Source organism: Mucilaginibacter sp. P19 (genome assembly GCF_050632265.1).
GTDB classification, from domain to species: domain Bacteria; phylum Bacteroidota; class Bacteroidia; order Sphingobacteriales; family Sphingobacteriaceae; genus Mucilaginibacter; species Mucilaginibacter gossypii.
The window spans coordinates 3,703,035-3,724,932 of sequence record NZ_CP192586.1 but is presented as its reverse complement, the minus strand read 5'-3'; the positions used below and the strand labels follow the sequence as shown (position 1 = coordinate 3,724,932).

20 protein-coding genes and 1 pseudogene are annotated in these 21,898 nt (G+C 44.0%); all 21 read left to right on the top strand.

Translation table 11 applies throughout. The annotated features are described in order from the left end of the window. Nucleotides 1-19: 19 nt before the first annotated feature. The 21 genes and pseudogenes from ACQ86K_RS18040 (at nt 20) to ACQ86K_RS17940 (ending at nt 21,862) form a co-directional block, all read left to right on the top strand. Nucleotides 20-892, top strand: a complete 873-nt coding sequence (locus tag ACQ86K_RS18040; RefSeq protein ID WP_431198480.1) for a metallophosphoesterase family protein — start codon at nt 20-22, stop codon at nt 890-892. Between the two features lie 60 nt (nt 893-952). Beyond that, nucleotides 953-3,154: an alpha-galactosidase gene (locus ACQ86K_RS18035; RefSeq protein ID WP_218134331.1), complete on the top strand. Its 2,202-nt coding sequence runs from the start codon at nt 953-955 to the stop codon at nt 3,152-3,154. 95 nt (nt 3,155-3,249) lie between these two features. After that, nucleotides 3,250-5,379: a family 20 glycosylhydrolase gene (locus ACQ86K_RS18030; RefSeq protein ID WP_091162730.1), complete on the top strand. Its 2,130-nt coding sequence runs from the start codon at nt 3,250-3,252 to the stop codon at nt 5,377-5,379. Nucleotides 5,380-5,392: 13 nt separating this feature from the next. Beyond that, entirely contained in the window at nt 5,393-5,866 is a 474-nt protein-coding gene (locus tag ACQ86K_RS18025) for a quinone oxidoreductase family protein (protein ID WP_091162731.1), read from the top strand. A gap of 163 nt (nt 5,867-6,029) precedes the next feature. Further along, nucleotides 6,030-7,060, top strand: a pseudogene (locus ACQ86K_RS18020) (FAD:protein FMN transferase). 27 nt (nt 7,061-7,087) lie between these two features. Continuing rightward, nucleotides 7,088-8,269, top strand: coding sequence for a Gfo/Idh/MocA family protein (locus ACQ86K_RS18015; RefSeq protein ID WP_431198479.1), 1,182 nt, complete (start codon nt 7,088-7,090; stop codon nt 8,267-8,269). A gap of 130 nt (nt 8,270-8,399) precedes the next feature. Continuing rightward, complete coding sequence (locus ACQ86K_RS18010; protein WP_091162734.1) at nt 8,400-8,780, top strand: MauE/DoxX family redox-associated membrane protein; 381 nt, start codon at nt 8,400-8,402, stop codon at nt 8,778-8,780. A gap of 50 nt (nt 8,781-8,830) precedes the next feature. Continuing rightward, a complete protein-coding gene (locus ACQ86K_RS18005; protein ID WP_091162735.1) occupies nt 8,831-9,151 on the top strand; it encodes an ArsR/SmtB family transcription factor in 321 nt (106 codons plus the stop codon). Beyond that, nucleotides 9,148-9,651, top strand: a complete 504-nt coding sequence (locus ACQ86K_RS18000) for an SRPBCC family protein (protein WP_091162736.1) — start codon at nt 9,148-9,150, stop codon at nt 9,649-9,651. The genes ACQ86K_RS18005 and ACQ86K_RS18000 overlap by 4 nt, the downstream gene beginning before the upstream one ends. 3 nt (nt 9,652-9,654) lie before the next feature. Beyond that, on the top strand, nt 9,655-10,068 hold the full coding sequence (locus ACQ86K_RS17995; RefSeq protein WP_091162737.1) for an SRPBCC family protein: 414 nt from the start codon (nt 9,655-9,657) through the stop codon (nt 10,066-10,068). Between the two features lie 248 nt (nt 10,069-10,316). Continuing rightward, a complete protein-coding gene (locus ACQ86K_RS17990) occupies nt 10,317-11,375 on the top strand; it encodes an alpha/beta hydrolase (RefSeq protein ID WP_091162738.1) in 1,059 nt (352 codons plus the stop codon). A 402-nt stretch (nt 11,376-11,777) separates the two neighbouring features. Next, complete coding sequence (locus tag ACQ86K_RS17985; RefSeq protein ID WP_431198478.1) at nt 11,778-13,130, top strand: GH92 family glycosyl hydrolase; 1,353 nt, start codon at nt 11,778-11,780, stop codon at nt 13,128-13,130. Between the two features lie 17 nt (nt 13,131-13,147). Continuing rightward, complete coding sequence (locus ACQ86K_RS17980; RefSeq protein ID WP_431198477.1) at nt 13,148-14,116, top strand: glycoside hydrolase family 92 protein; 969 nt, start codon at nt 13,148-13,150, stop codon at nt 14,114-14,116. 130 nt (nt 14,117-14,246) lie between these two features. Then, entirely contained in the window at nt 14,247-14,975 is a 729-nt protein-coding gene (locus ACQ86K_RS17975; protein WP_431198476.1) for an RICIN domain-containing protein, read from the top strand. Next, a complete protein-coding gene (locus tag ACQ86K_RS17970) occupies nt 14,906-15,940 on the top strand; it encodes a DUF4185 domain-containing protein (RefSeq protein ID WP_431198475.1) in 1,035 nt (344 codons plus the stop codon). Before ACQ86K_RS17975 ends, ACQ86K_RS17970 begins: the two co-directional genes overlap by 70 nt. A 42-nt stretch (nt 15,941-15,982) precedes the next feature. Next, the gene (locus ACQ86K_RS17965; RefSeq protein ID WP_431198474.1) at nt 15,983-16,672 is read left to right on the top strand and encodes an SGNH/GDSL hydrolase family protein; all 690 of its coding nucleotides are present in this window, start codon (nt 15,983-15,985) and stop codon (nt 16,670-16,672) included. Nucleotides 16,673-16,698: 26 nt separating this feature from the next. Then, a complete protein-coding gene (locus ACQ86K_RS17960) occupies nt 16,699-17,367 on the top strand; it encodes a hypothetical protein (RefSeq protein WP_431198473.1) in 669 nt (222 codons plus the stop codon). A 15-nt stretch (nt 17,368-17,382) separates the two neighbouring features. Then, nucleotides 17,383-18,216 carry an alpha/beta hydrolase gene (locus ACQ86K_RS17955; RefSeq protein ID WP_091162742.1) on the top strand — a complete coding sequence of 278 codons (834 nt, stop codon included), beginning with the start codon at nt 17,383-17,385 and terminating at the stop codon, nt 18,214-18,216. Nucleotides 18,217-18,612: 396 nt separating this feature from the next. After that, the gene (locus ACQ86K_RS17950) at nt 18,613-20,364 is read left to right on the top strand and encodes a RagB/SusD family nutrient uptake outer membrane protein (protein ID WP_091162743.1); all 1,752 of its coding nucleotides are present in this window, start codon (nt 18,613-18,615) and stop codon (nt 20,362-20,364) included. Nucleotides 20,365-20,389: 25 nt separating this feature from the next. Beyond that, a complete protein-coding gene (locus ACQ86K_RS17945; protein ID WP_091162744.1) occupies nt 20,390-20,833 on the top strand; it encodes a DUF5004 domain-containing protein in 444 nt (147 codons plus the stop codon). A gap of 24 nt (nt 20,834-20,857) precedes the next feature. Then, nucleotides 20,858-21,862: a DUF4961 domain-containing protein gene (locus ACQ86K_RS17940; protein ID WP_091162745.1), complete on the top strand. Its 1,005-nt coding sequence runs from the start codon at nt 20,858-20,860 to the stop codon at nt 21,860-21,862. Nucleotides 21,863-21,898 lie beyond the last annotated feature (36 nt).

Genomic DNA, 21,898 nt, shown 5'->3' with positions numbered 1-21,898 from the left:
CCTGGTAAAGGGGATAGGCTTGCTCGCCATATCATTGCCATTGGGAGTAAAACGCGAACCGAATGCTTTGGCCGGTCCGCATGAAAAGAAACGGGTATTAAGGGTAGCGCATATTACAGATGTACATATCCGCCCCGAATACAATGCACCTGAACGTTTCGGGCGCTGCATTGAAGAAATAAAGAAGCATAAGGTCGATTTTTTTCTAAACGGAGGTGATTCCATATTCGCTGCCGACTATAATAATATTACCCGTGAACGGGTCAACGAACAGTGGGCGATATGGAAAAACGCCCGTGAAAGATTTAAGGGATATGAAGTATACAGTTGTTTGGGTAATCATGATATGTGGTGGGCTTGCCCTGACAAATCCGACAGCATGTATGGCAAACCGCATGTTATCGCTCAGCTTGAAATGCCGGGCCGCTTTTACAGTTTTGAAAAGCATGGGTGGCATTTTATCATTCTCGACAGTAATAATGATAATGCAGGTTCATTAGATGCTGAACAGCGAAAATGGCTGGAGAACGACCTGGCGTCACTGCGGCGCGGCACCCCTGTTTTGTGTATGAGCCATTACCCGATTTTGGGCGTAAGCACCATAATGGAAGGTGGCAACCATACAGATGCGAGATATATCACTAATTTATTTAATAAACATCGCGACAAAACAATCACGTGTATAAGCGGCCATATCCATTTACTTGATGAGGCCGGTTATGATGGCGTTCGCTACTATTGTAACGGCGCCTTAAGTGGATTTTGGTGGGAAGACGGCGATAGTGATTCGGCGGCTAAATGTTATTACCGCGAAACCCCGCCCGGCTATGCTATATTAGATTTATTTGAGGATGGAAGCGTAAGTAACCGCTATTATCCGCATTCGTTCTGACTGAACAGGTTATCCGTATAGTGTTGCTTTTAAATTATTGAACAAATTGAAAAGAAATAAATGAAAAGAAAGCTGTTTTTTTCGACGATTGCTTTTTGGGGCATCATCAACATCGCCAGTTCACAAGAAGCGAATAATAAATTACCTGTCTGGAAGGAAAATAACAGGCCGATCCTTTCTCAGGATTGGCTGGTAAACCCGGTTCAGCAAAAAGCCGATGTTTATGCTGATGGTAAAAACATTATTTTGAGCAATGGTTTAGTAAAAAGGACCTTCCGGATTCAGCAAAATGTGGCCTGCATTGATTACAGCAATATGAGCAACGGCCAGCAATTGCTGAGGGCTGTAAAGCCCGAAGCAAAGTTAACCGTTGATGGCAGGGAATATAATATCGGAGGCCTTTACGGGCAAAAGGAGAATGCCTATCTGCTGCCCGAATGGGTTAGCGGATTCAAAGGCAATGAAAATGATTTTCAGTTTCAATCCTTTTCGGTAACGGATATTCCTCCCTACATCCGCTGGAAACCGCGGGGATGGGCACTGAATACTGTTCCTGGCTCCGGTAAAATGCTGTCATTTACCTATAAATCAAATGTTGACGGTTTAAAAGATCTGCTTGTTACTGTACATTATGAACTGTATAATAACATCCCTCTTATTGTAAAATGGCTTTCGGTTCAGAATAAAGGAAATAAAGCGATGACGTTAAACAGGGTTATAAATGAGGTGCTTGCAACGGTAGAGGAGGAGAGTGCCGTAGTTGGCTCGCCGGCGCAAATGGAAAAACAGCATGGCCTCTATTTGGAGACTAATTATGCCTTCAATAACTCTATGCGATATGATATCAGCGACCAAACTACCCATTGGAAAGCCGATAGTAATTATACATCACAGGTAAATTATAATTATCAGACCCCGTGTTTATTAGAGGTATACCCGGAAAAGGCTACTGGTATAGCGTTGGGAAAGGGGCAGGTTTTTAACTCGGTTCGCACTTATGAGTTACTGTTGGATAGTTATGACCGCGAAAGGCGGGGATTGGCTATCAGGAAAATGTACAGCACCATAGCTCCATGGACAACCGAAAATCCCATTTTTATGCACCTCGTAAGCCGTAACGATGATGATGTAAAAAAAGCTATAGACCAATGCGCGGAGACAGGGTATGAAGCCCTGATCCTCAGTTTTGGAAGCCATTGCAATATGGAAGACAGCTCGGCTGTCAACATCCAACGCTGGAAAACACTGTCAAATTATGCGCATAGTAAACACATCCTGATAGGGGGCTATTCTTTATTTAGTTCGAGGCGGATCAGCGATGAAGATGATGTGATCGATCCGGTAACAAAAAAGCCGGATGCCGCTGCTTTCTTTGGTAATGCCCCTTGTTTGGGCAGCAAATGGGGCCTGGCTTATCTGGATAAGTTAAAATACTTTATTAGTAAAACCGGGTTCGACATTTTTGAAAATGACGGCCCTTATCCCGGCGATGTTTGTGCTTCAACTACACACCCCGGCCATAAAAACCTGGATGATAGCCAATGGCAGCAAATGGAACTGCAAAAAGGTTTATATCATTGGTGCAATGAGCACGGTGTTTATGTAAACGCTCCCGACTGGTATTTTCTGGATGGCACCAATAAAATTGCCTTAGGCTACCGCGAAGTTAACTTTTCTTTGCCGCGTGATCAGCAAATGATCCTGAACCGTCAGAATATTTTTGATGGTACCTGGGAAAAGACCCCTGCCATGGGCTGGGGATTTGTACCGCTTACCCGGTATCAGGGTGGTGGCCCCGAAGCCGTGCTGGAACCGCTTTCGGATCATTTGAAAGATTATGAACAATTGATGGTGCAATATTACGGGGCGGGAGTTCAGGCCTGTTACCGCGGACCAAGATTGTATGATACCGAAGCTACCCGGAAGATGGTGGTAGGTGTCATTGATTGGTATAAAAAATATCGCAGTATCCTAAATTCTGAGATTATTCATCTTCGCCGGGCCGATGGCAGAGATTGGGATGGTTTGCTGCACGTGAATCCGAAACTGGGTACAAAAGGAATGATCATGCTTTACAACCCGCTTAAAGTTGCGATTACAAGAACCATTAAGGTACCCCTATACTACACAGGTTTAACAAGTTCGGCCCTGCTTAGGGAAAAGGGAGGGATAGCCAAAAAGTATCCTGTTGACAGGAAATATGAGATCACGCTAACCTTCAACATAGCGCCCGGGAGTTATACATGGTTTACTATTGAATAAATGCTACGGATATGGTTAAAACCACCGGAGAAGCGACAAAACTACCCCTCCAGTTTTCTTAATTGTTATTTACAACCACATCGAAATTCATTTGAATGATCTCAACAAAAAAATTAATCACGTACATCACGTTCTTTGTTTTAATACAATCGGGCCTGCACGCCCAGGTGAATAATATTGCGCCGAACATTATACCGGCGGTTCATCAGTGGCAGGCAGGTAACGGTAGTTTTATTATCAGCGCTGCTACGCTATTTAAGTTTAAGCCATCTGTTTCAACGCAAAAAACCGTTGCGATCTTCCTTGAAGACATGGCTGCGTTGCGGGGCAAGGAGCGGCAATCCGGGTTACAGGCAAAAGGAGGGAAGAATGATATCATCATAAAAATAAAACCCCAGCCTCACTTAACTCAACTCCAAAAGGAATCTTATCACCTGGAAATCAAACCGGATAAGATCATTATAAAGGCAATGGATGAGGCAGGTGTTTTTTACGCTACCCGGACTTTGTTGCAGTTAATTGAAAAGAGCGCCGATAAGCAAAGTATTCCTTGCTATATTATTTCAGATATCCCTGCTTACCCTTTTAGGGGATTTATGCTGGATGTTGGGCGCAAATTTTTCCCGGTATCGCAGCTGAAAGATTACATATGCCGCATGAGCTGGTATAAAATGAACCAATTACAATTGCATTTAAACGATCAGGCTTTTCACGGCCAGCATTACGCGGCTTTCAGGATCCAAAGCGAAACATATCCTCAGCTGACATCAACAGATGGGTTTTACACACAGCAGGAAATCAGGGAATTGATCCAATACGCCGCAGATCGTAGCATAAATATCATCCCGGAAATTGATGCGCCCGCCCATGCCATGAGTATTTTGGATATTGCCCCCGAGCTAAAAAATGAGAAGTTGCAGGACGGACAATTAGATGTATTAAATCCCAAAACCACCGTTATAATGGAAAAAATATACGATGAATTTGTGCCGTTATTTCCATCACCGTATTTCCATATCGGAACTGACGAATACAGGTTTAAAAAGGCTACTACGACAGAAGACCGTAAGGCTTTTGCAGCAGGGTTTTGTAACTATATCAATCATTTCAACAGATACATAGGTGCTAAAGGGAAAAACGTAATGATATGGTCCGGATACAACGAAATGCCGGGATTTACCCCTATTGATAGCAATATAATGATTGATATGTGGTTGGGTAATAATGCGAAGGAGGAGATTAAAGCGGGTCACCAGGTAGTACAATCAACTGACGGGTGGCTGTATATTGTTCCGGGTACAAATTACTATGGCGTAGATAATAAGTTTTTGTATGAAAAATGGGCACCGAATGATTTCGGGCCAAACCAGCAGCTAAACCCAGGCGAACCTGATTTGTTAGGGGCGAAGCTGCATGTATGGAATGATCTTGGGCCAATGGGTTTTACCTATCATGAAACGGCAGACGAGGTTGCGGTGGCGTTACCCGTAATGGCCGAAAAACTATGGGGCAATAAAATGTCACCTACTTTTGATGAATTTATAAAGAGAGTTGACGGTCTGAAAAACGTACCTCAGGTAAATGATACAAGGCTGCTGGATGTTTCCAAAAACAGCGATCCAATCATTAATGTTGACTTTAAAGAACATAGTTTACCCGACGCTGTAAATAAACACCTAATAAAATCTTTAACCGGTTACGAATCAAAATCTGTATTGGCGCTTGATGGGCATGATTTTGTTCGGCTAAACTTACCAGCCGACGAGTTAGAACAACCCTGGACATTGAGCTTCCGGGTTAAAAAAACTGATGCCCGCGATACAACGACGGTACTGTTCGAATCGCCCTACGGAACAATTTTCCTAAACCTTAAAGATAAAAAATCAGGCAAGACCGGTTTAGGTATTGCCCGGACTGTTGGCTATAAAGAGTACGCAGGTGAGGGTGAAGATTTTTACCGGCAGGTATTTAATAGCATTGTCCCTGTAAATAAATGGACGCAGATAACCTTGACCGGCGGGCATAACAACTGTACTTTGTATATCGATGGCAAAGAGACAGAATCAGTCGAAAAGCAATTCGTTTGTCCGCTAAAAACAATAGGAAGCAGCTGCGGCCATCTTTCAGCTTTAGCGTTTTTAACTAATATAAAAGTATTCGGCCGGATATTGAACAGAGATGAAATAATGGCATTGTATTTAAATGCTAAACTATTAGTCGATTAATTAAAGAAAATCATTGGTAATAACAACAGCAGGATCGGCCTCAAAAGCAAAAGCTGCGGAATTAGCAGGTTTTGAAAATGTAATTAATTTGGAAAATGAAAGTATTAACGAAGGCGTTATGCGTATTACCGGTGGAAAAGGGGTTGACATCGTTATTGATAGTGTTGGTGGTAATTTAACCGGCAACGCTATTAAGGCCCTGGCCAAAAATGGCATCATCGTAAACATTGGGTATTCTGCAGGGGCACAGTTTACAGCAAACATTACTGATTTTGTGTGGAAGGGCCTTCAAATGCGGGGGCAAAGCCTTTCGGGCTGGTTTACAGCCGAGCAACAGCAATATGTATGGAACCAGCTATTACCATTACTTGCTAACGGCTCTGTAAAACCAACGGTAGCAAAAGTGTTTGATGCCGCCGATGCACCGGAAGCCCAGCGTTATTTAATAGAGGAAAAGCCTTTTGGAAAGGTGTTAATCAAATTTTAAATCAGTTCATTGCATATAAAACACTTAAAGCCGCTTTAACTACCGGCCTTTAGGAGTTTATTTATCGTTTTGGTTACGAATTTTAGCACGGGGAATTGATCTTCCGGTAGCCCGCAGATGATCATCAAGCTTATTTCACGCAATGAGATGAAAAAGCGGCTGAATGCTTACATTTGGCTATCTGACTATGAAAACGACCTTACTGGCGTATCCTTGCGTCTTTGTTTTGATATGCTGTGCTTTTGTACAGCAGGAGCAGCCCCGCCGCTTCGAGCTGAAGGGGTATGCACAAGGTACCACATATAGTATCGTGTATTATGCGCCCGACAGCCTGGTGAATACAGCGCAAACGGATAGTCTGTTAAAGCATTTTGATCAGTCGGTGTCCCTATATCAGCCTAATTCGCTTATCTGTCAGTTCAACCGTTCTGCAAAAGGTATCCGTATAGATGAAATTTTTCGTGTGCTGATCACCCGTGCGCTGCAGATCAGCCACGCAACCGGGGGCTGGTTGACCCCACAGTGAAACCTTTGGTTGATGCCTGGGGATTTGGTGTAATTAAACCGGCACATGACCCTGATCGGAAAGAAGTGCAAAACCTACTTCATCATGTAGGAGCGGATAAAATCAGTTTGAAAGGTACTTTTTTACACAAGACCCAGCCAGAAGTACAACTGGATCTCAACGGCATCGCGCAGGGCTGTTCTGTCGATCTGCTGGCTTCGTTATTGGAACAGCATTCCATTCATAACTATCTCATCGAATTGGGTGGCGAATTACGCATTAAAGGCCATAAACCCGGCAACGAGCCGTTTAAGGTAGGCATTGAAGGCATCAGTGGTGATGACCTGAACCCGGCCCCGATGCGTAAAGTGATCGAACCGGGAGATGGCGCCATTACTACATCCGGCAATTACCGCAAACATCATGAAGCAGGCGGCAAACAGGTTTCGCACCTGATGGATCCGTTAACAGGTTACCCAATACAAAACGAAATGATCAGTGTTACCGTTTATGCAAAAGATGCAATAACAGCGGATGGTTATGATAACGGGTTTATGACGATGGGATTAAAACGCACGTTGAGCTTCCTGAAAAACCGGAAGGATCTGGGTGCTTATATTGTATACCGGAAGCCGGATGGCCGTATAGCAGATACGGTTACTGCTTACTTTAAAGGATATCAACAATAAAACTGGATAAATGGAGAGAAGAACTTTTTGAAAAATACAGGCCTGCTAACAGGCGGACTATTGCTAAACCAAAACCTGAGCGCAATACAGCCCGGGGCCGATCTCGTTAAAATTGCAGTGGTAGGCTGTGGCGACCGTGGTACCGGGATTATGAATATCCTTAACGGAATGCCCGATCAGTTCCGCATTACTGCCTTGTGCGATGTGCTCGATTTTAGGCTGACAGCAGCACAAAAGCTGGTTAAGCCTGGTTCAGTAAAAATATATACGGATTACCGTAAATTAATTGATGATAAGCAGGTGGAGGCGATCATCGTTGCTGTTCCGCTGTACCTGCACTACGCTGTGGCTGCTGATGTTATCCGCTCGGGCAAGCATTTATACCTGGAAAAAACGATGACCTATACCATTGATCAGGCGCTTGAACTTGTGAGCCTGATGCATGGGCGCAGCAACCAGGTGCTGCAGGTTGGTCACCAGTACCGCTATTCGCCTTTATATTACCGGGTTAAAGATATGATCAATAAAGGCTACCTGGGCAAAGTGACGCAAGTGGATTGCCGCTGGGACCGCAATGGCAACTGGCGCCGCCCGGTGCCTGATCCTTCACTGGAACGGGCCATCAACTGGCGCATGTACAAAGAATATTCGGGCGGACTGGCGGCCGAACTGCTTTCGCACCAGATTGATTTTATTAACTGGGTTTTTGATACCCATCCGCAGGAATTTTTTGCTACCGGCGGGATAGATGTGTTTAAAGATGGCCGGGAGACCTATGATAACGTACAACTGATGTTACGTTACCCGGACCTGGGCCTGATCGGTAATTTCGGCGCGATGTGCGGCAATGCGCATGACGGGTATCTTTTCAAGATTAAAGGTACCCTGGGTACTGTATCCCTGCTAACCGACCAGGGCATGTTTTACCCTGAGAAAAAACTATTGAAAGAAAAAGGGACAGTAGACGGCGTAACCGGTGCAACACGCATTGTATGGAATAAAGAAGGAGGCACACCTATTCTGCCCGAGGCCACGAAAGACGGTACCTGGTATGCATTCAATGATTTTTATCAGAAAATACAGCATAATGAGCTACCGGATAGTAATGTATTTACAGGAGCCCGCACCGCCATCAGTGTGCACCTGGGCAACCAGGCGCTGTACAGCAAAAAGATCTGCAACTGGGATAACAGTTATAAGATTGGATAATTAGAAGCCCCGATATCGCAGACATCGGGGTTTTGTGTTTATAACCAAAAAAATCAAAATAAATTTGCGAAACCAATTAGTTGCGCATATATTTGCAACCAATCAGTTTCTTATTTAAATAAACCAAACCATGAAAACTAAAATCCTATTTGTTTTATGCCTGTTAACCGGGCTAATGTTTATCAACGCCGGTTGTGACAAATTTTTTCATTACATGCCCATGCCTAAAGAAATGCCTGAAAAAATGGTGAAAGCGGGCCAGGCCTTTATGCAAATAGGCTGGCTCATGCCGCTGGTTGGTGCCATGGAAATCCTTGGCGGTTTATTATTGATTATTCCAAGAACCAGGGCGCTCGGCGCATTAGTACTTGTACCTCTTTTAACCGGTATTTTATTGGCTAATATTAGTATGGCTCCATCAGGTTTACCTATCGTATTAGTATTGATCGCAATTGTTCTTTGGGTAATTATTGACAATTGGGAAAAATACCTGCCCATGATCAGGAAATAAGTTTTAAATGAACCGGCGGTCTTATTAACCGGTTCGTAAATAGTACTTCAATGAGAAGAGACATTTTTCAGGCTGTTGCCGATCCTACCCGCAGAGCTATTATCGCTTTAATAGCATTGCAGGCAATGACACCCAATGCTATTGCCGAACATTTTGATACTACCCGACAGGCAATTTCAAAGCATTTGCGGGTTTTAACCGAATGTGAACTGGTGAAACCGGAGCATCGGGGCCGGGAGATTTACTATCTATTGGAGATTGACAAAATGAAAGAAATAGACAAATGGCTGGAGCAATTCCGGAAAATATGGGAGACCCGGTTCCTGCAACTCGATAACCTTTTAGCAACCTTAAAAAAACAACAAAAATGAAAAATAACTTGCACTTCGATTTTATTGCCGACAAAGTAAAAAATACGCTGACCATCAGACGTGAGTTTTTAGCCGACAGACCATTGGTTTGGGACTGTTATACTAAAAGCGAATTGCTCGATCAATGGTTTGCACCCGCGCCCCTAACCACAAAAACCAAATCAATGGACTTTAGCGAAGGTGGCCACTGGCACTATGCCATGGTGGAGCCTAACGGCACAGAATATTGGGGCTGGACAGACTATCTGAAAATCAAGCCTATTGATTACTATACATCATTGGATGCTTTTTGTAACGCAGAAGGTGAAATAAATAAGGATCTTCCCCGTGCGGAGTGGTTTGTGAATTTTACCGATAAAGGAGAAAACGCTTTGGTAGAAACCATTGTAACTTACAAATCGCTTTCAGATTTGGAAACGGTTATCCAGATGGGCATGGAACAGGGAATGATGGCAACCCTCGAAAAACTCGACCAATTATTATTGACCTTAAAAAAGTAAAAAATGAGCAATAAGATCACTGTTGCCGCTACGGTAAGTGCAGATGCTAAAAAAGTTTGGGATTATTACACCAATCCCGAACACATTACAAAATGGAACTTTGCAGATCCTTCATGGCAATGTCCTGCTGCATCAAATGATATGCGGGTAGGCGGAAAATACTCGGCAAGAATGGAAGCTAAAGACGGGAGCTTTGGTTTTGACGTTGAAGCTACTTATGACGAAATTGTTGATGGCGAAAAGTTTACCTATACCATGTCAAACGGCAGGCAGGCCTTGGTTGCCTTCAAAGCCAATGATAATCAAACTGAAGTTGAGGTAGCTTTCGATCCTGAAGATCAAAATCCCCTTGAAATGCAAAAACATGGCTGGCAGGCGATACTTAACAACTTTAAAAAATACGCCGAAGAAAATTAACGTGCTCAGGAAAGTTACCGTTAATGGTAGTTTTAAAAAAGCTGGATGGAAACATTCAGCTTTTGTACTTTTTACTCTGCCCTTAGTTTAGGAGTAGGAAAATGTATCCAACAAAACTATCATTCTTTTTACAAAGTCCACGCTTCCTGTCCCGCCTGTACACTTCAATATTCTCACGTAGCATGTTAGTATTGTTACATTTATCAAGCCACATATTTTATACATTGTACAGGTAAATCAATCATGTTATGTTGTTTAAGATCAAAATGCTTTGTGCCTGCATTACATTATCGGTATGCTCTGTGCTTTCATTTGCGCAGCAAATAAATTATCCTCCTGTTGATAAGGTTGCTGCCGATTTTAAAAAACTGCTGGAAAGGCCGCGTGTTCCGTTAAATCCATCTTTTACTATCACTCATACAGATTCAGTTATTATAGAACACGGTTTTATTTATAGCGAAAAGAATGAGCTGGTGCCTATTCTTATTTATAAGCCGGTTACCGGGACCAAGCCATATCCCGCTGTAATTTTTTTACATGGTACAGGTGGTAAAAAGGAAGACAGCAAAAAGATGTTGTACCAATTGGTTAAAAGAGGGATCATGGGCGTAGCCATTGATGCCCGCTTTCATGGTGAACGCATTGCCGGAGGCGCGCACGGCTCAAAAGAATATGTTGCAGCTGCTACCGCTGCCTGGGAAAATAAGGACAAAGCCCATCAAACGCATCCATTTTTGTTTGATACCGCTTTCGATCTTTGGAGGGTAACCGATTACCTGGCAAGCAGGCCTGATGTAGATGCTAACCGCATCGGTATGGGCGGCATATCCATGGGAGGGATGGAAACATGGCTTGCGGCATCAATAGATAAGCGGATAAAAGTAATTGTGCTGGATATTGCAGTGCAAAGTTTCAAATGGTCGTTAGATAATGATAAATGGCAGGGGCGTGCAGGTACTATTCAGGGAGCGCATTTGCAGGCAGCCAAAGACCTTGGCGATTCGGTATTAAACAAGCATAATGTACAGGCTGTATGGGATAAACTATTACCCGGTATCACAGGCGAGTTCGACTGTCCGTCGATGCTGCGATTGATAGCGCCACGTGCCATGTTGATTGTAGGCACAGAAAATGATCCCAATTGCCCGCTTCCCGGAGCAAACATAGCTTACGCTTCGGCCATACAAGCATATAGATCGAAAGGGGCAACCGATAAGATTATGCGCGATGTAACGCCAAAGCTATTCCATACATCTACGCCTGAACATTTTAAAATGACGTTGGATTGGTTTAGCAAATGGTTGTAATACAGCATTGTAATATTAAGGGAAGCCATTAAGTATTTCTAAGAAGCTGTTTAAAGAGTGATTTATTCATTGCCTTTGGCTTCAGCCAACGGTAAAATAGCCAATGAGGAGAGGGCTTTAGCCAAATTCAGATGGTATTTTGGCTAAAGCCCCTTAAATTTACGGCATTATTCCGTTGGCTGAAGTCAACGGCAATGAATTTTATTGAATAATTAATAAGTCGCTAATTTAAACACAGCTAAGTCTAAAAAATAAAATTAACAAAAATTTGCTAAATCGATTTTATTATATAATTTGGTCGTGCAATAACCAATTAATAAATACCGGTCAATTTTAGTTCTGAAGGTTTATCTGTCATAAAAAACTTACGGTAAACTAAACTTTCTATCCGGTACCGCTATTATGAACATAACTACACTACCAGCCTTAAAAAAATGTTTAATAACCGTATTTGCCGCGGGTATGTTGTTTATTCCGGCAACAGTGCTGAAAGCGCAAAATGCGGCTTCCTATGTTAATCCTTTTATAGGAGCCAGCACCAGTGCCGATGGAGCAGGGGTTTACCATGGCTTAGGTAAAACGTTTCCGGGCGCTGCCTCACCTTACGGGCTTGTACAGTTAAGCCCAAACACCATAACCGGAGGCGACAATGGCTCGGGCTATAGCTATGAACATAAAAGTATTGAAGGCTTTGCCTTTACTCAAATGAGTGGCATTGGCTGGTATGGCGATCTGGGGAATTTTTTGGTAATGCCTACAGCGGGGCCAATTAAAACCAGTGCCGGTAAACCAGGCACTACAGGGGTTGGATATCGTTCTGCTTACGATAAAAGCACTGAAAAAGCATCGGTCGGATATTACAGTGTTCTGCTAACTGATAATCATATCAAGGCCGAAGCCACTGCCGCCCCTCATAGCGGCATGTTGCGCTTTACCTTTTCACAAAATAAACAATCGAGTATCCAGATTGATCTGGCCCGGAGGGTAGGGGGAACGTCAACGCTGCAATATGTAAAAGTAGTTGATGACCACACTATTGAGGGCTTTATGAAATGCACCCCTGAGGGTGGCGGCTGGGGCAATGGTGACGGACATGCAGATTATACAGTATATTTTTATGCACAATTCAGCAAGCCGCTTAAAAACTATGGCATCTGGAGTGCCGATATTCCAAGCGACTGGGGCCGTAAGCTGGACGACGTTACCGGCGATAAATACCAGGAACGCGTAGCTAATGCTGAGATCCTTAAAGGATTGAAGGAAAAGCAGGGAAAGCACCTTGGTTTTTATAGCGAATTTGCTACCAAAGCCGGTGAACAGGTATTGCTTAAATCGGGTATTTCATTTGTGAGTATAGCCGGTGCCAAATCCAATTTGCAAGCCGAAATAAAAGACTGGAATTTCGATGCTGTTCATCAGCATACCGTTAACCTCTGGAATAACGCCTTATCAAAAGTAAGTATCCAGGGTGGCACCACAGGGCAAAAAACGGTGTTTTATACAGCATTGTACCATACCATGATCGATCCCCGCATTGTAAGCGATGTTACAGGGCAATATATGGGCGGCGATGGCAAGGTGCATCATACTACAACATTTAAAAAACGCACCATATTTAGCGGATGGGACGTTTTCAGGAGCCAGATGCCTTTACAAACTATTATTAACCCTTCGCTGGTTAATGACCTGGTTAATTCGCTGGTTACCCTTGCCAACGAAAAAAGAAAGATTACCTGGAGCGCTGGGAGTTATTAAATGCTTATAGCGGATGTATGCTTGGCAACCCGGCTGTAGCAGTAATGGCCGATGCTTATGCTAAAGGCATTCGTAATTATAATATACCAGATGCCTATAAATTAGCGGTGGGCACCGTTGAAAAATTTGGCAATGGCGATAAAGGTTTTACTCCGGGTGGTGGCAGCATAAGCTATACGCTTGAATACGCCTATAATGATTGGTGCGTTGCACAGCTTGCAAAAGCGCTTAACAAAACACACGACGTAAAAAAATACGGCGAAAGGGGAGAAGCCTTTAAAAACATTTTTGACGCAGATAAAGGTTGGTTCCGGCCTAAGGATAGCACCGGCAACTGGCTTCCATGGCCTGCGGAGGGGCGCATTAAACAATGGTATGGCTGTATTGAGAGCAACCCTTATCAGCAGGGATGGTTTGTACCGCAGGATGTTGATGGTATGGCAAAATTGATGGGCGGCCGCGACAAAGTGATAGCTGATCTGAACAATCTTTTTGAAAAAACGCCCGATAACATGATGTGGAATGATTACTACAATCATTCCAATGAGCCTGTACACCATGTTCCATTTTTATATAACAGGTTGGGCGCTCCATGGCTTACCCAGAAATGGACCCGTGAGATCTGCCGCCGAGCTTATAAAAACTCCGTAGAGGGTTTGGTGGGCAACGAAGATGTGGGGCAGATGTCGGCCTGGTATGTATTGGCAGCGAGTGGCTTGCATCCCGTTTGTCCCGGCGATATCAGGCAGGAGATCACCAGTCCGGTATTTAATAAAGTAACGTTAAAGCTTGATCCTAAATACGCAAAGGGTAAAACCTTTACCATCATCGCCAATAATAATTCGGCAAAAAATATTTATATACAGGGGGCAAAGCTTAACGGCAAAGCCTATAATAAATGCTATATCGATTATAAGGATATTGCAGCAGGCGGCACCCTTGAACTAAGTATGGGCGCAACGCCCAATAAAAACTGGGGGATCTGATAATTTAGAACATGAGTGAAGGAAAGATGAGCGGGGATTTTTTATACATAATTGCTAAATCGATTTTATAAATTGAATGATTTTACTGCACCGACCAAACATCAAACCAAATTATAAACCAAACCAAATTATGAAAACAAACCTGTTCACCTGTACCATGACGGCTATGGCCTTGCTGGCCTCGTGCAGCAAACAAGCTGCCGTTAAGTACCCCAAACCTTTTGTACGCACAGATTCTGTACAACTAACCAGCGGATCGCCGGTAAGCTCATACGGAACCTTTTTCATCACTAACGTGTTAAGCGGTAAAGCTATTGAAATTAATAGCAACGGTATGCTTAATGATGGCACCGGTGCGCAGCAAAACCAATACTCGGGCAGTGGTACGGCCACGGCCCCCAACCAAAAATGGATAATTGTACAACAGGGCGGCGGTGCTATAACCAGCACCACCAAATTTAAGATCATGAACGTAGCCAGCGGTAAATATCTGGAAGTACCCTTGGCCACCACGAATCCCGGTACAGGCCTATGGCAGGATAAAGCCAACACCAACAATGCCCAGCAGTGGTATATTCAGGCAGTAAGTACAGGTGTTTATAAAATTATTAATGTGGGTAATGGCCTGGCGGTCACTAATCATGGATCATCTGCTACTAATGGTACACCTATTACCCAGGAAGTATTTGTTGCCGGGAATACGGCGCAAACATGGCTGCTTAACGGGCTTATCGCTGAAGCGTACCGGGATGATGATGTAGTAAACTTTTTCACCGTACCAATGGCACTGTGGCTTTTGATGAGGGAAAAAGTATCCCGCTTACCTATGGCACCAACAACGGAAAAGTGCTTTGGATAACTGAAGATGCCTATGAATCGTCACAGCTTCAAAGTAACGGACAGTTGTATTGCCAGTTTTTTAAGTATCATAATTCGGCCCTGCTGCAGCCGGCCAGTCACAGCTGGGATCAATCACTTACGCCAAATATCACTACCAATAATTCGCCGGTAAACAGCATGGAGATCATTGAAAGCCCGGGCGATCATAACTCAACCTATCGCTGGCCCGGCGCAGGAATTGAGGCCGGTAGCCACGTTTATCTTTACACATTTGAATCGGCCAACGGAGCTACGCCCGAAAACCAGGTGCTGTATGACTTAACTCAAAACACATCCGGACTTAACTGGGGTACAGCCGCGCGGTTAACACCTGCGGGTATGTCGGGCCAAACAGAAACCGGGTTTTCAAACGGGATGGTTAAAAACGCTACTAACGACTCGGTATATGTTTACGGAAGCAAAAGCGTTTTCTTTAATACGTCCAATGTATTCCTGGCCCGCTTCCCGGTAAGTAACCCGTCTAACTGGTCGTTCTGGACAGGCTCTTCATGGTCGTCAACCCGTACAACCGCTTCGGCGGCAGCTTTATCTGTAGGTGCGGGCAATACCACGCAGCAAAATGTGACCATATCAAAAGTGAACAATAAGTACGTAATGATGCAAATGGACCTGGGCTATTTTTGTGATCCGGCGAGCCATAACATTTATATTTCAACGGCCGATAGTCCTAAGGGGCCTTTCACTGCGCCCAAAATGGTTTTTACCATTAATGATGTTTACCAGGGCCATTTGGCTAAGTACTATACCCCGGCCATCCACGCTGAGTTTTTAAACGGCCATAACGAGTTGCTTGTTACCTATTGCCTTAATTATAACGGTGATGGCGGCAGCTGCAGCACAACCACCTGCGTAAATAATAACCAGGATCCTAGCTTTTACCAGGTAAAAGCAGTAAGGATCCCGTACAGCCTGGTGGGTTTATAGTTTGAATTTATTTTTTGCTGAACACATTATAATTAACAGTTAATGAAAAAGTTGATTTTATTATTAGTACTGATAGCAGCCCGGGGAGCAGTAACTGCCCAAAACATAGCGCCATTTCGCGCGGGCGACCGGGTGGCTTTTGTTGGCAACAGTATTACGGATGGGGGCCATTACCACTCGTACATATGGTTGTACTATATGACCCGTTTCCCTAACATGCGGATAACCTGCTATAACGCCGGCATTGGCGGCGATGTTGTAGGGCAGATCAACGATCGTTTTGAAGATGATGTGTTCAGCAAAAAACCAAATGTATTAACCCTTACCTGGGGCATGAATGATACCGGTTATTTTGAATGGTACCGCCCCGATGCACAGGATGTTATGGATAAAAGGATCCAGGGCTCATACGATAACTATACACTGCTGGAAAACAAACTAAAGCAACACCCTGAGATCCGTAAAATTTTTATTCTTGGTTCGCCTTATGACGAAACCAGCAAGTTTACTACCAAAAACATCTATCCTAAAAAAAGTGCGGCTTTTTCAAAAGTGATCGATTTTCAGCAAGCAGCAGCGAAAAGAAATAACTGGGGTTATGTTGATTTCTATCATCCCATGACAGAGATCAACCTGCGTGAGCAAGCCAAAGATTCCACCTTCAGCTTAACGCCTAATGACAGGGTGCATCCTGACAATGACGGGCACCTCGTGATGGCTTATCTTTTTTAAAGGCGCAGGGCTTCAGCAATAAAGTAGTGGCTGATGTGGCTGTTGACGCTAAAAGTAAAAAGACCATTAAGGCGGTGAATTGTAAAGTAACTAACGTGGTTTCTTCGGCAGATTCCGTATCGTTCAATTACCTCGCAAATTCATTGCCTTATCCCATTGATACTATTCCGCGTGGTTGGGGAAACCGAAAAAAACAAGCCGATGCGCTTAAGGTTGTGCCGTTTACCAAAGAAATGAACCAGGAGTTGCTTACCGTTAAAGGGTTAAAAACAGCTAATTATGATGTCATTATCGATGGAGAAAAAATGGGGAGTTGGTCGACTGAGCAATTGGGCGCAGGTATCAACCTGGCCGAGATCACTATAACACCGCAATATCAGCAGGCTATCCAGATCAGGGAACTAAACGAAGAACGCTGGGACATTGAAAGGCGTATCCGCATGTATACCTGGATGCAGTTTGACTTTTTAAAAGGCAAAGGCTTGTTGTTCCATGATACCAACGCCGCTATGGATACCATAAGCAAGTATGCCAAAAAAGACATTTTTGTTAATGGAAATAAAGATAATTATACCCGTGCCCGCTACAAAAGCCTGCGCGATGCCTGGCAAAAAGAAATGGATGTACTTACCAACCAGATCTATGCTATCAATAAACCGCAAAACCATCGCATCACCATCATCGCCTCAAAATAAAATCACTATATACTGATGAATATTAAAAAGTTACTATTTATTCCATTATTTATCGGCTTTGCAGTCTGCAGTTTGAAAGCTGCCGCTGCAACGGTTGATACGGTGCTGACCCACAGTGCCATAATGAACAAAGATATTAAGGCTGTGGTGATCAAGCCGGCCGATTATTCAAGCACCAAAAAGTACCCGGTATTATACCTGCTGCATGGCTTTAGCGGCAATTACAGCGATTGGATTAAAAAAGTCCCTGCTGTTGCCGGTTTGGCCGATACTTATCATTTTATCATAGTTTGTGCCGACGGCGACTTTGCGGGCTGGTATTTTGATAGCCCAACCATTAAGGATTCACAATACGAAACCTATGTAGGTACCGAACTGGTGAACTGGGTTGATAAGCATTATTCAACCATAACCGACCGGAAGGGGAGGGCCATAACCGGTTTGAGTATGGGCGGACATGGCGCGTTGTATATAGCGTTTAAGCATTTAGATAAATTTGGTGCTGCCGGGAGCATGAGTGGCGCAGTTGATATCAGGCCTTTTCCGGATAGTTTCGGCATCGAACGCGTATTGGGTAAATACAGCGAACACCCCGACAGGTGGGAACAAAACAGCGTGGTAAACCTCATTTACCTGTTAAAACCCAACTCACTTGCTATTACTTTTGATGTTGGTTATGATGATTTCCTTTACCAGGCTAACCAGGAGCTGCATGAAAAGCTGCTTGAACGCAAAGTCCCTCATGATTATACTGTAAGGCCGGGAGGCCATACCTGGGAATTTTGGGGCAATTCCATTAACTACCAGGCACTGTATTTTAGTCTTTTTTTTGGTGGAAAAAATAGTTAGTGCCGGGTTACCGATAAATTGCGCTACGTTTTTAGTTCAATGTACACGTTCAGGTATAAAAAAGAGAAAATCAGTCCAGTGGCTTCCGGTTTAGTATTATCGACTTAAATAGATAACGCTTTTATAATAACAATTACAACATTTTCAACCGATTGCAAATGTTGTAATTGTTAAAATTCCGGTATCGAAATTGTGATTTTAAAAATTATAAAAAAATAGTGTGAAAAATTTGCTAAATCGTTTTTATAAACTATATTAGTATCGGATTTCGACATCTGAATTATAAACCAATTAACAAACAGCTTTTAAAACGTTTGCTCCGCGGGTTAAAATATGAAATTGCTAAAACGATTTTATGTTTTTCTGTCGAAGCATGATGTTAACTAACCCTATAGTATGAAAAAACTTTACTTCAAGGTTCTTGCTTATTCGGTTTTCGGGGGCTTCCTTGTTTTTACTTCATGTAAAAAGGAAGGTTTCCTGGGGCAAACACAAACATCAAACCTAACCGGGGAGACAGTGTTTACCGATAGTGCCAATACCGTATCGTTTTTAGCCGGCATTTACAGCAATGTTGGTTTTAGTGCGGCGGCAGGAAGGTTTACCTACGGGCCAATACTTTCGCCTACGCCTAACGGCGGTATCGACGCTGCCTCCGACGAAGCGGAAGTATCAGCATCTGCCGGATCAACAGCCCTGGCATTTGAAACGGGCACCATCAATGCCGCCGTGGTTACCGATGATGCATATAAAACCTGTTATACCAATATCCGGTCGGTAAACCAGTTGCTTAAAAATTTGCCTAAGGCACCCATCAATAATTTCGTCAAAACACAAATGAAAGCTGAGGCGCGGTTTTTACGGGCCTGGTATTATGCTATATTACTGAAACATTACGGCGGTGTGCATTTACTTGGCGACAGTGTTTACACGTATACGGATAAGATCCCCGCTGCCCGCAATACCTATGCCGATTGCGTGAATTATATCCTTGCCGAGTGTGACGTGGCAGCGCAGGACCTGCCGACTGTGCAATCGGGGGTAAATTATGGAAGGGCATCAAAAGGGGCTTGCCTCGCTTTAAAAGCGAGAGTGTTGCTTTACGCCGCAAGCCCTTTGTTCAACGGGCAGTCTATCGGTGAGGGTAAAACGCTCGAATTGGCGGGATACCCGGCTTACGATAAAGAGCGCTGGAGACTTGCCGAACAAGCTGCGGCTGCCGTTATCTCAACTGGCGTATATAGTCTCAACGTTGACAATGCCACTGCCCCGGGTTTTGGCTTTCAAAAGCTGTTTACCAAGCGTGTAAATACCGAATATATTTTCCAGTTGATGCGCCCGACCGGCAACGTGGATTTAGAGAATTTATGGCAGCCGCCAACCCGTACGGGCAAAAACGGTGCTTTCCCCCTGCAGGGATTGGTTGATGCTTTCCCGATGAGCAACGGTAAAAGTATAACAGACCCTACATCAAACTATAATCCCAATAATCCATATGCTAACCGCGATCCGCGTTTGGATTATAGCATCATCCATGACCAAACACCTCTGCAAATCAGGCTTTCGTCGGGTACCTCGCCCGTAAATATTTTTGTCGGTAAATATAACGGAAATACAACAGGGCCTGATGCCGTACATGTTGGTACTACCACCGGATACTACACCAATAAAATGCTCGACCCGGCTGCCGTAGCCAACGATTTTATGCACCGGACAGATCGTTGCCTGCCATTGATCCGCTATGCCGAGATCCTGCTGAACTATGCCGAAGCTGCTAATGAATATGAAGGGCCAACCGCATTAGTTTATTCGGCAGTTGAGGCTATCCGTCAACGGGCGGGCTTAAACCCATACCAGTTGCCCGCAGGTTTGAGCCAGGCTGATATGCGTACAGCTATTCAAAATGAACGCCGCATTGAGCTGGCTTTTGAAGAGCACCGTTTTTGGGATGTGCGCCGCTGGAAAATTGCCGACCAAACGGACAACATTACAACCAAAGGCATGGAGGTTGACCGCGATGGTGCTGCGGTAGCCTATAAACAATTTGATGTGCGCAAACGCAATTTCCGTAAAGCGATGTACCTGTGGCCTTTCCCGCAAAGCGAGGTAGCCAAATCGCCCGAACTGATCCAGAACCCGGGCTATTAATCACCGACAGTATAGTAGTATTGATATGAAATATAATTACAAAGCAAAATGGTTTTACCTGCTGTTGATAGCTGTCTTTATGATGACAGTATCATCATGTAAAACCGAAAAGATAGTTCCCGGAAGCGAGGCCCCCAAGGATATCGCCGGCAACTGGCGGGTGATCAAAGCTACCCGTAATGGCACCGATTTAACCTCCATTATTGATTTTAGCCAGTTCAGGATCAGCTTTACCGATAAAGGGTATACACTGGTGAACAAATTGCCCTTCCTGGTAAGCAAGGACGGTGCTTTTGCACTTGATGATCCGCAGTATCCGTTTAAGATCACCTTTACTGCCACGGGCGATAAGCCGGTTTCAACAGCTTTTACTTATCCTATAGTAAACGGCAAGAGGCAGCTAAGCATAACCTTCAGTCCGGGCTGTACCAATAATACTTATGTGTACGTGCTTGAAAAAGCCAATTGATAAACTAAAAGCAACCGATAAATTATGAGATCATATTTACATATAAAAGGTAAAAATTTATGGAAGCTGTGTGCTTTGGTGGTGCTGGGTATTGCTTTAGCCTGCTGTGGCGAACAAATTACCAGTGTTGATCAGCCGGCCACAGCTACCGTAGGTTCAGTTGTGCCGATAACGGTACACTGTGATATCCCTACCGTGGGAGATGGAGGCCCCGACTACCTCATTTTTGGTTTTTTGGTGCCTAAAGGCTGGAAGGCAGCGCAGAATACCACTATAACTTACACCAGCAAACAAGGTAACGGAACCATGTCCCTGATACCCGACGGTACTTTACCTAAAAAGGGCGACGGCCTTACCTGGTCGGCATACATGAAAAAAACTTTCGGTAACGGTGGTAACCTTATTGATGACATGGAATGGGTGGCTTACCAAACTGATAAAGCCTACAGCCATACCGGTGGGGTAGAGTTTATTGTCGACCTGAATATTAAAACAAAAGTAGGCGCTGATAATAATAACATGTTGGTTAAACTGGGCTATACCATAACCGACAGCGGTAACGGTTTTACCAGCGATGGCAACGGTACTTATTACAGTGTGCTGCTTGGTAATACCTGTTTTGAAGTAACCGGCGGCAGCGGTGACCTGGTTGACTTTTGTAACCCGCAGCTTACCACTATCGATCCGCCAAAATCATTGGATAACGATTTTGTAACCCTGACTTTTGATGGTACAGTTACCGATACACAGTTAAGCGGCGCAAGTGAAGTTTACCTGTGCGCAACGGCCTACACCAGCGATGGCAAAACCATAAAAGTTTGTGAGCAAACCACTAAAACATTATTGAAACAAACTACTGCCACCAGTAAAAAGTACCAGCTTACGTTTTGGCCGAGATCATTCTTTAATGCAGGGGATACGCAAACCATCACAAGAATGGAGTACTTCCTTACAGATAAAACGGGCAAGGTAAAGGTAGGGTATGGTAATACTGATGCCCCGTTCACCTATACATTTAAATGCGGTTGATCTGTAAATGAAATAAACAAGCAGATGCACTACACA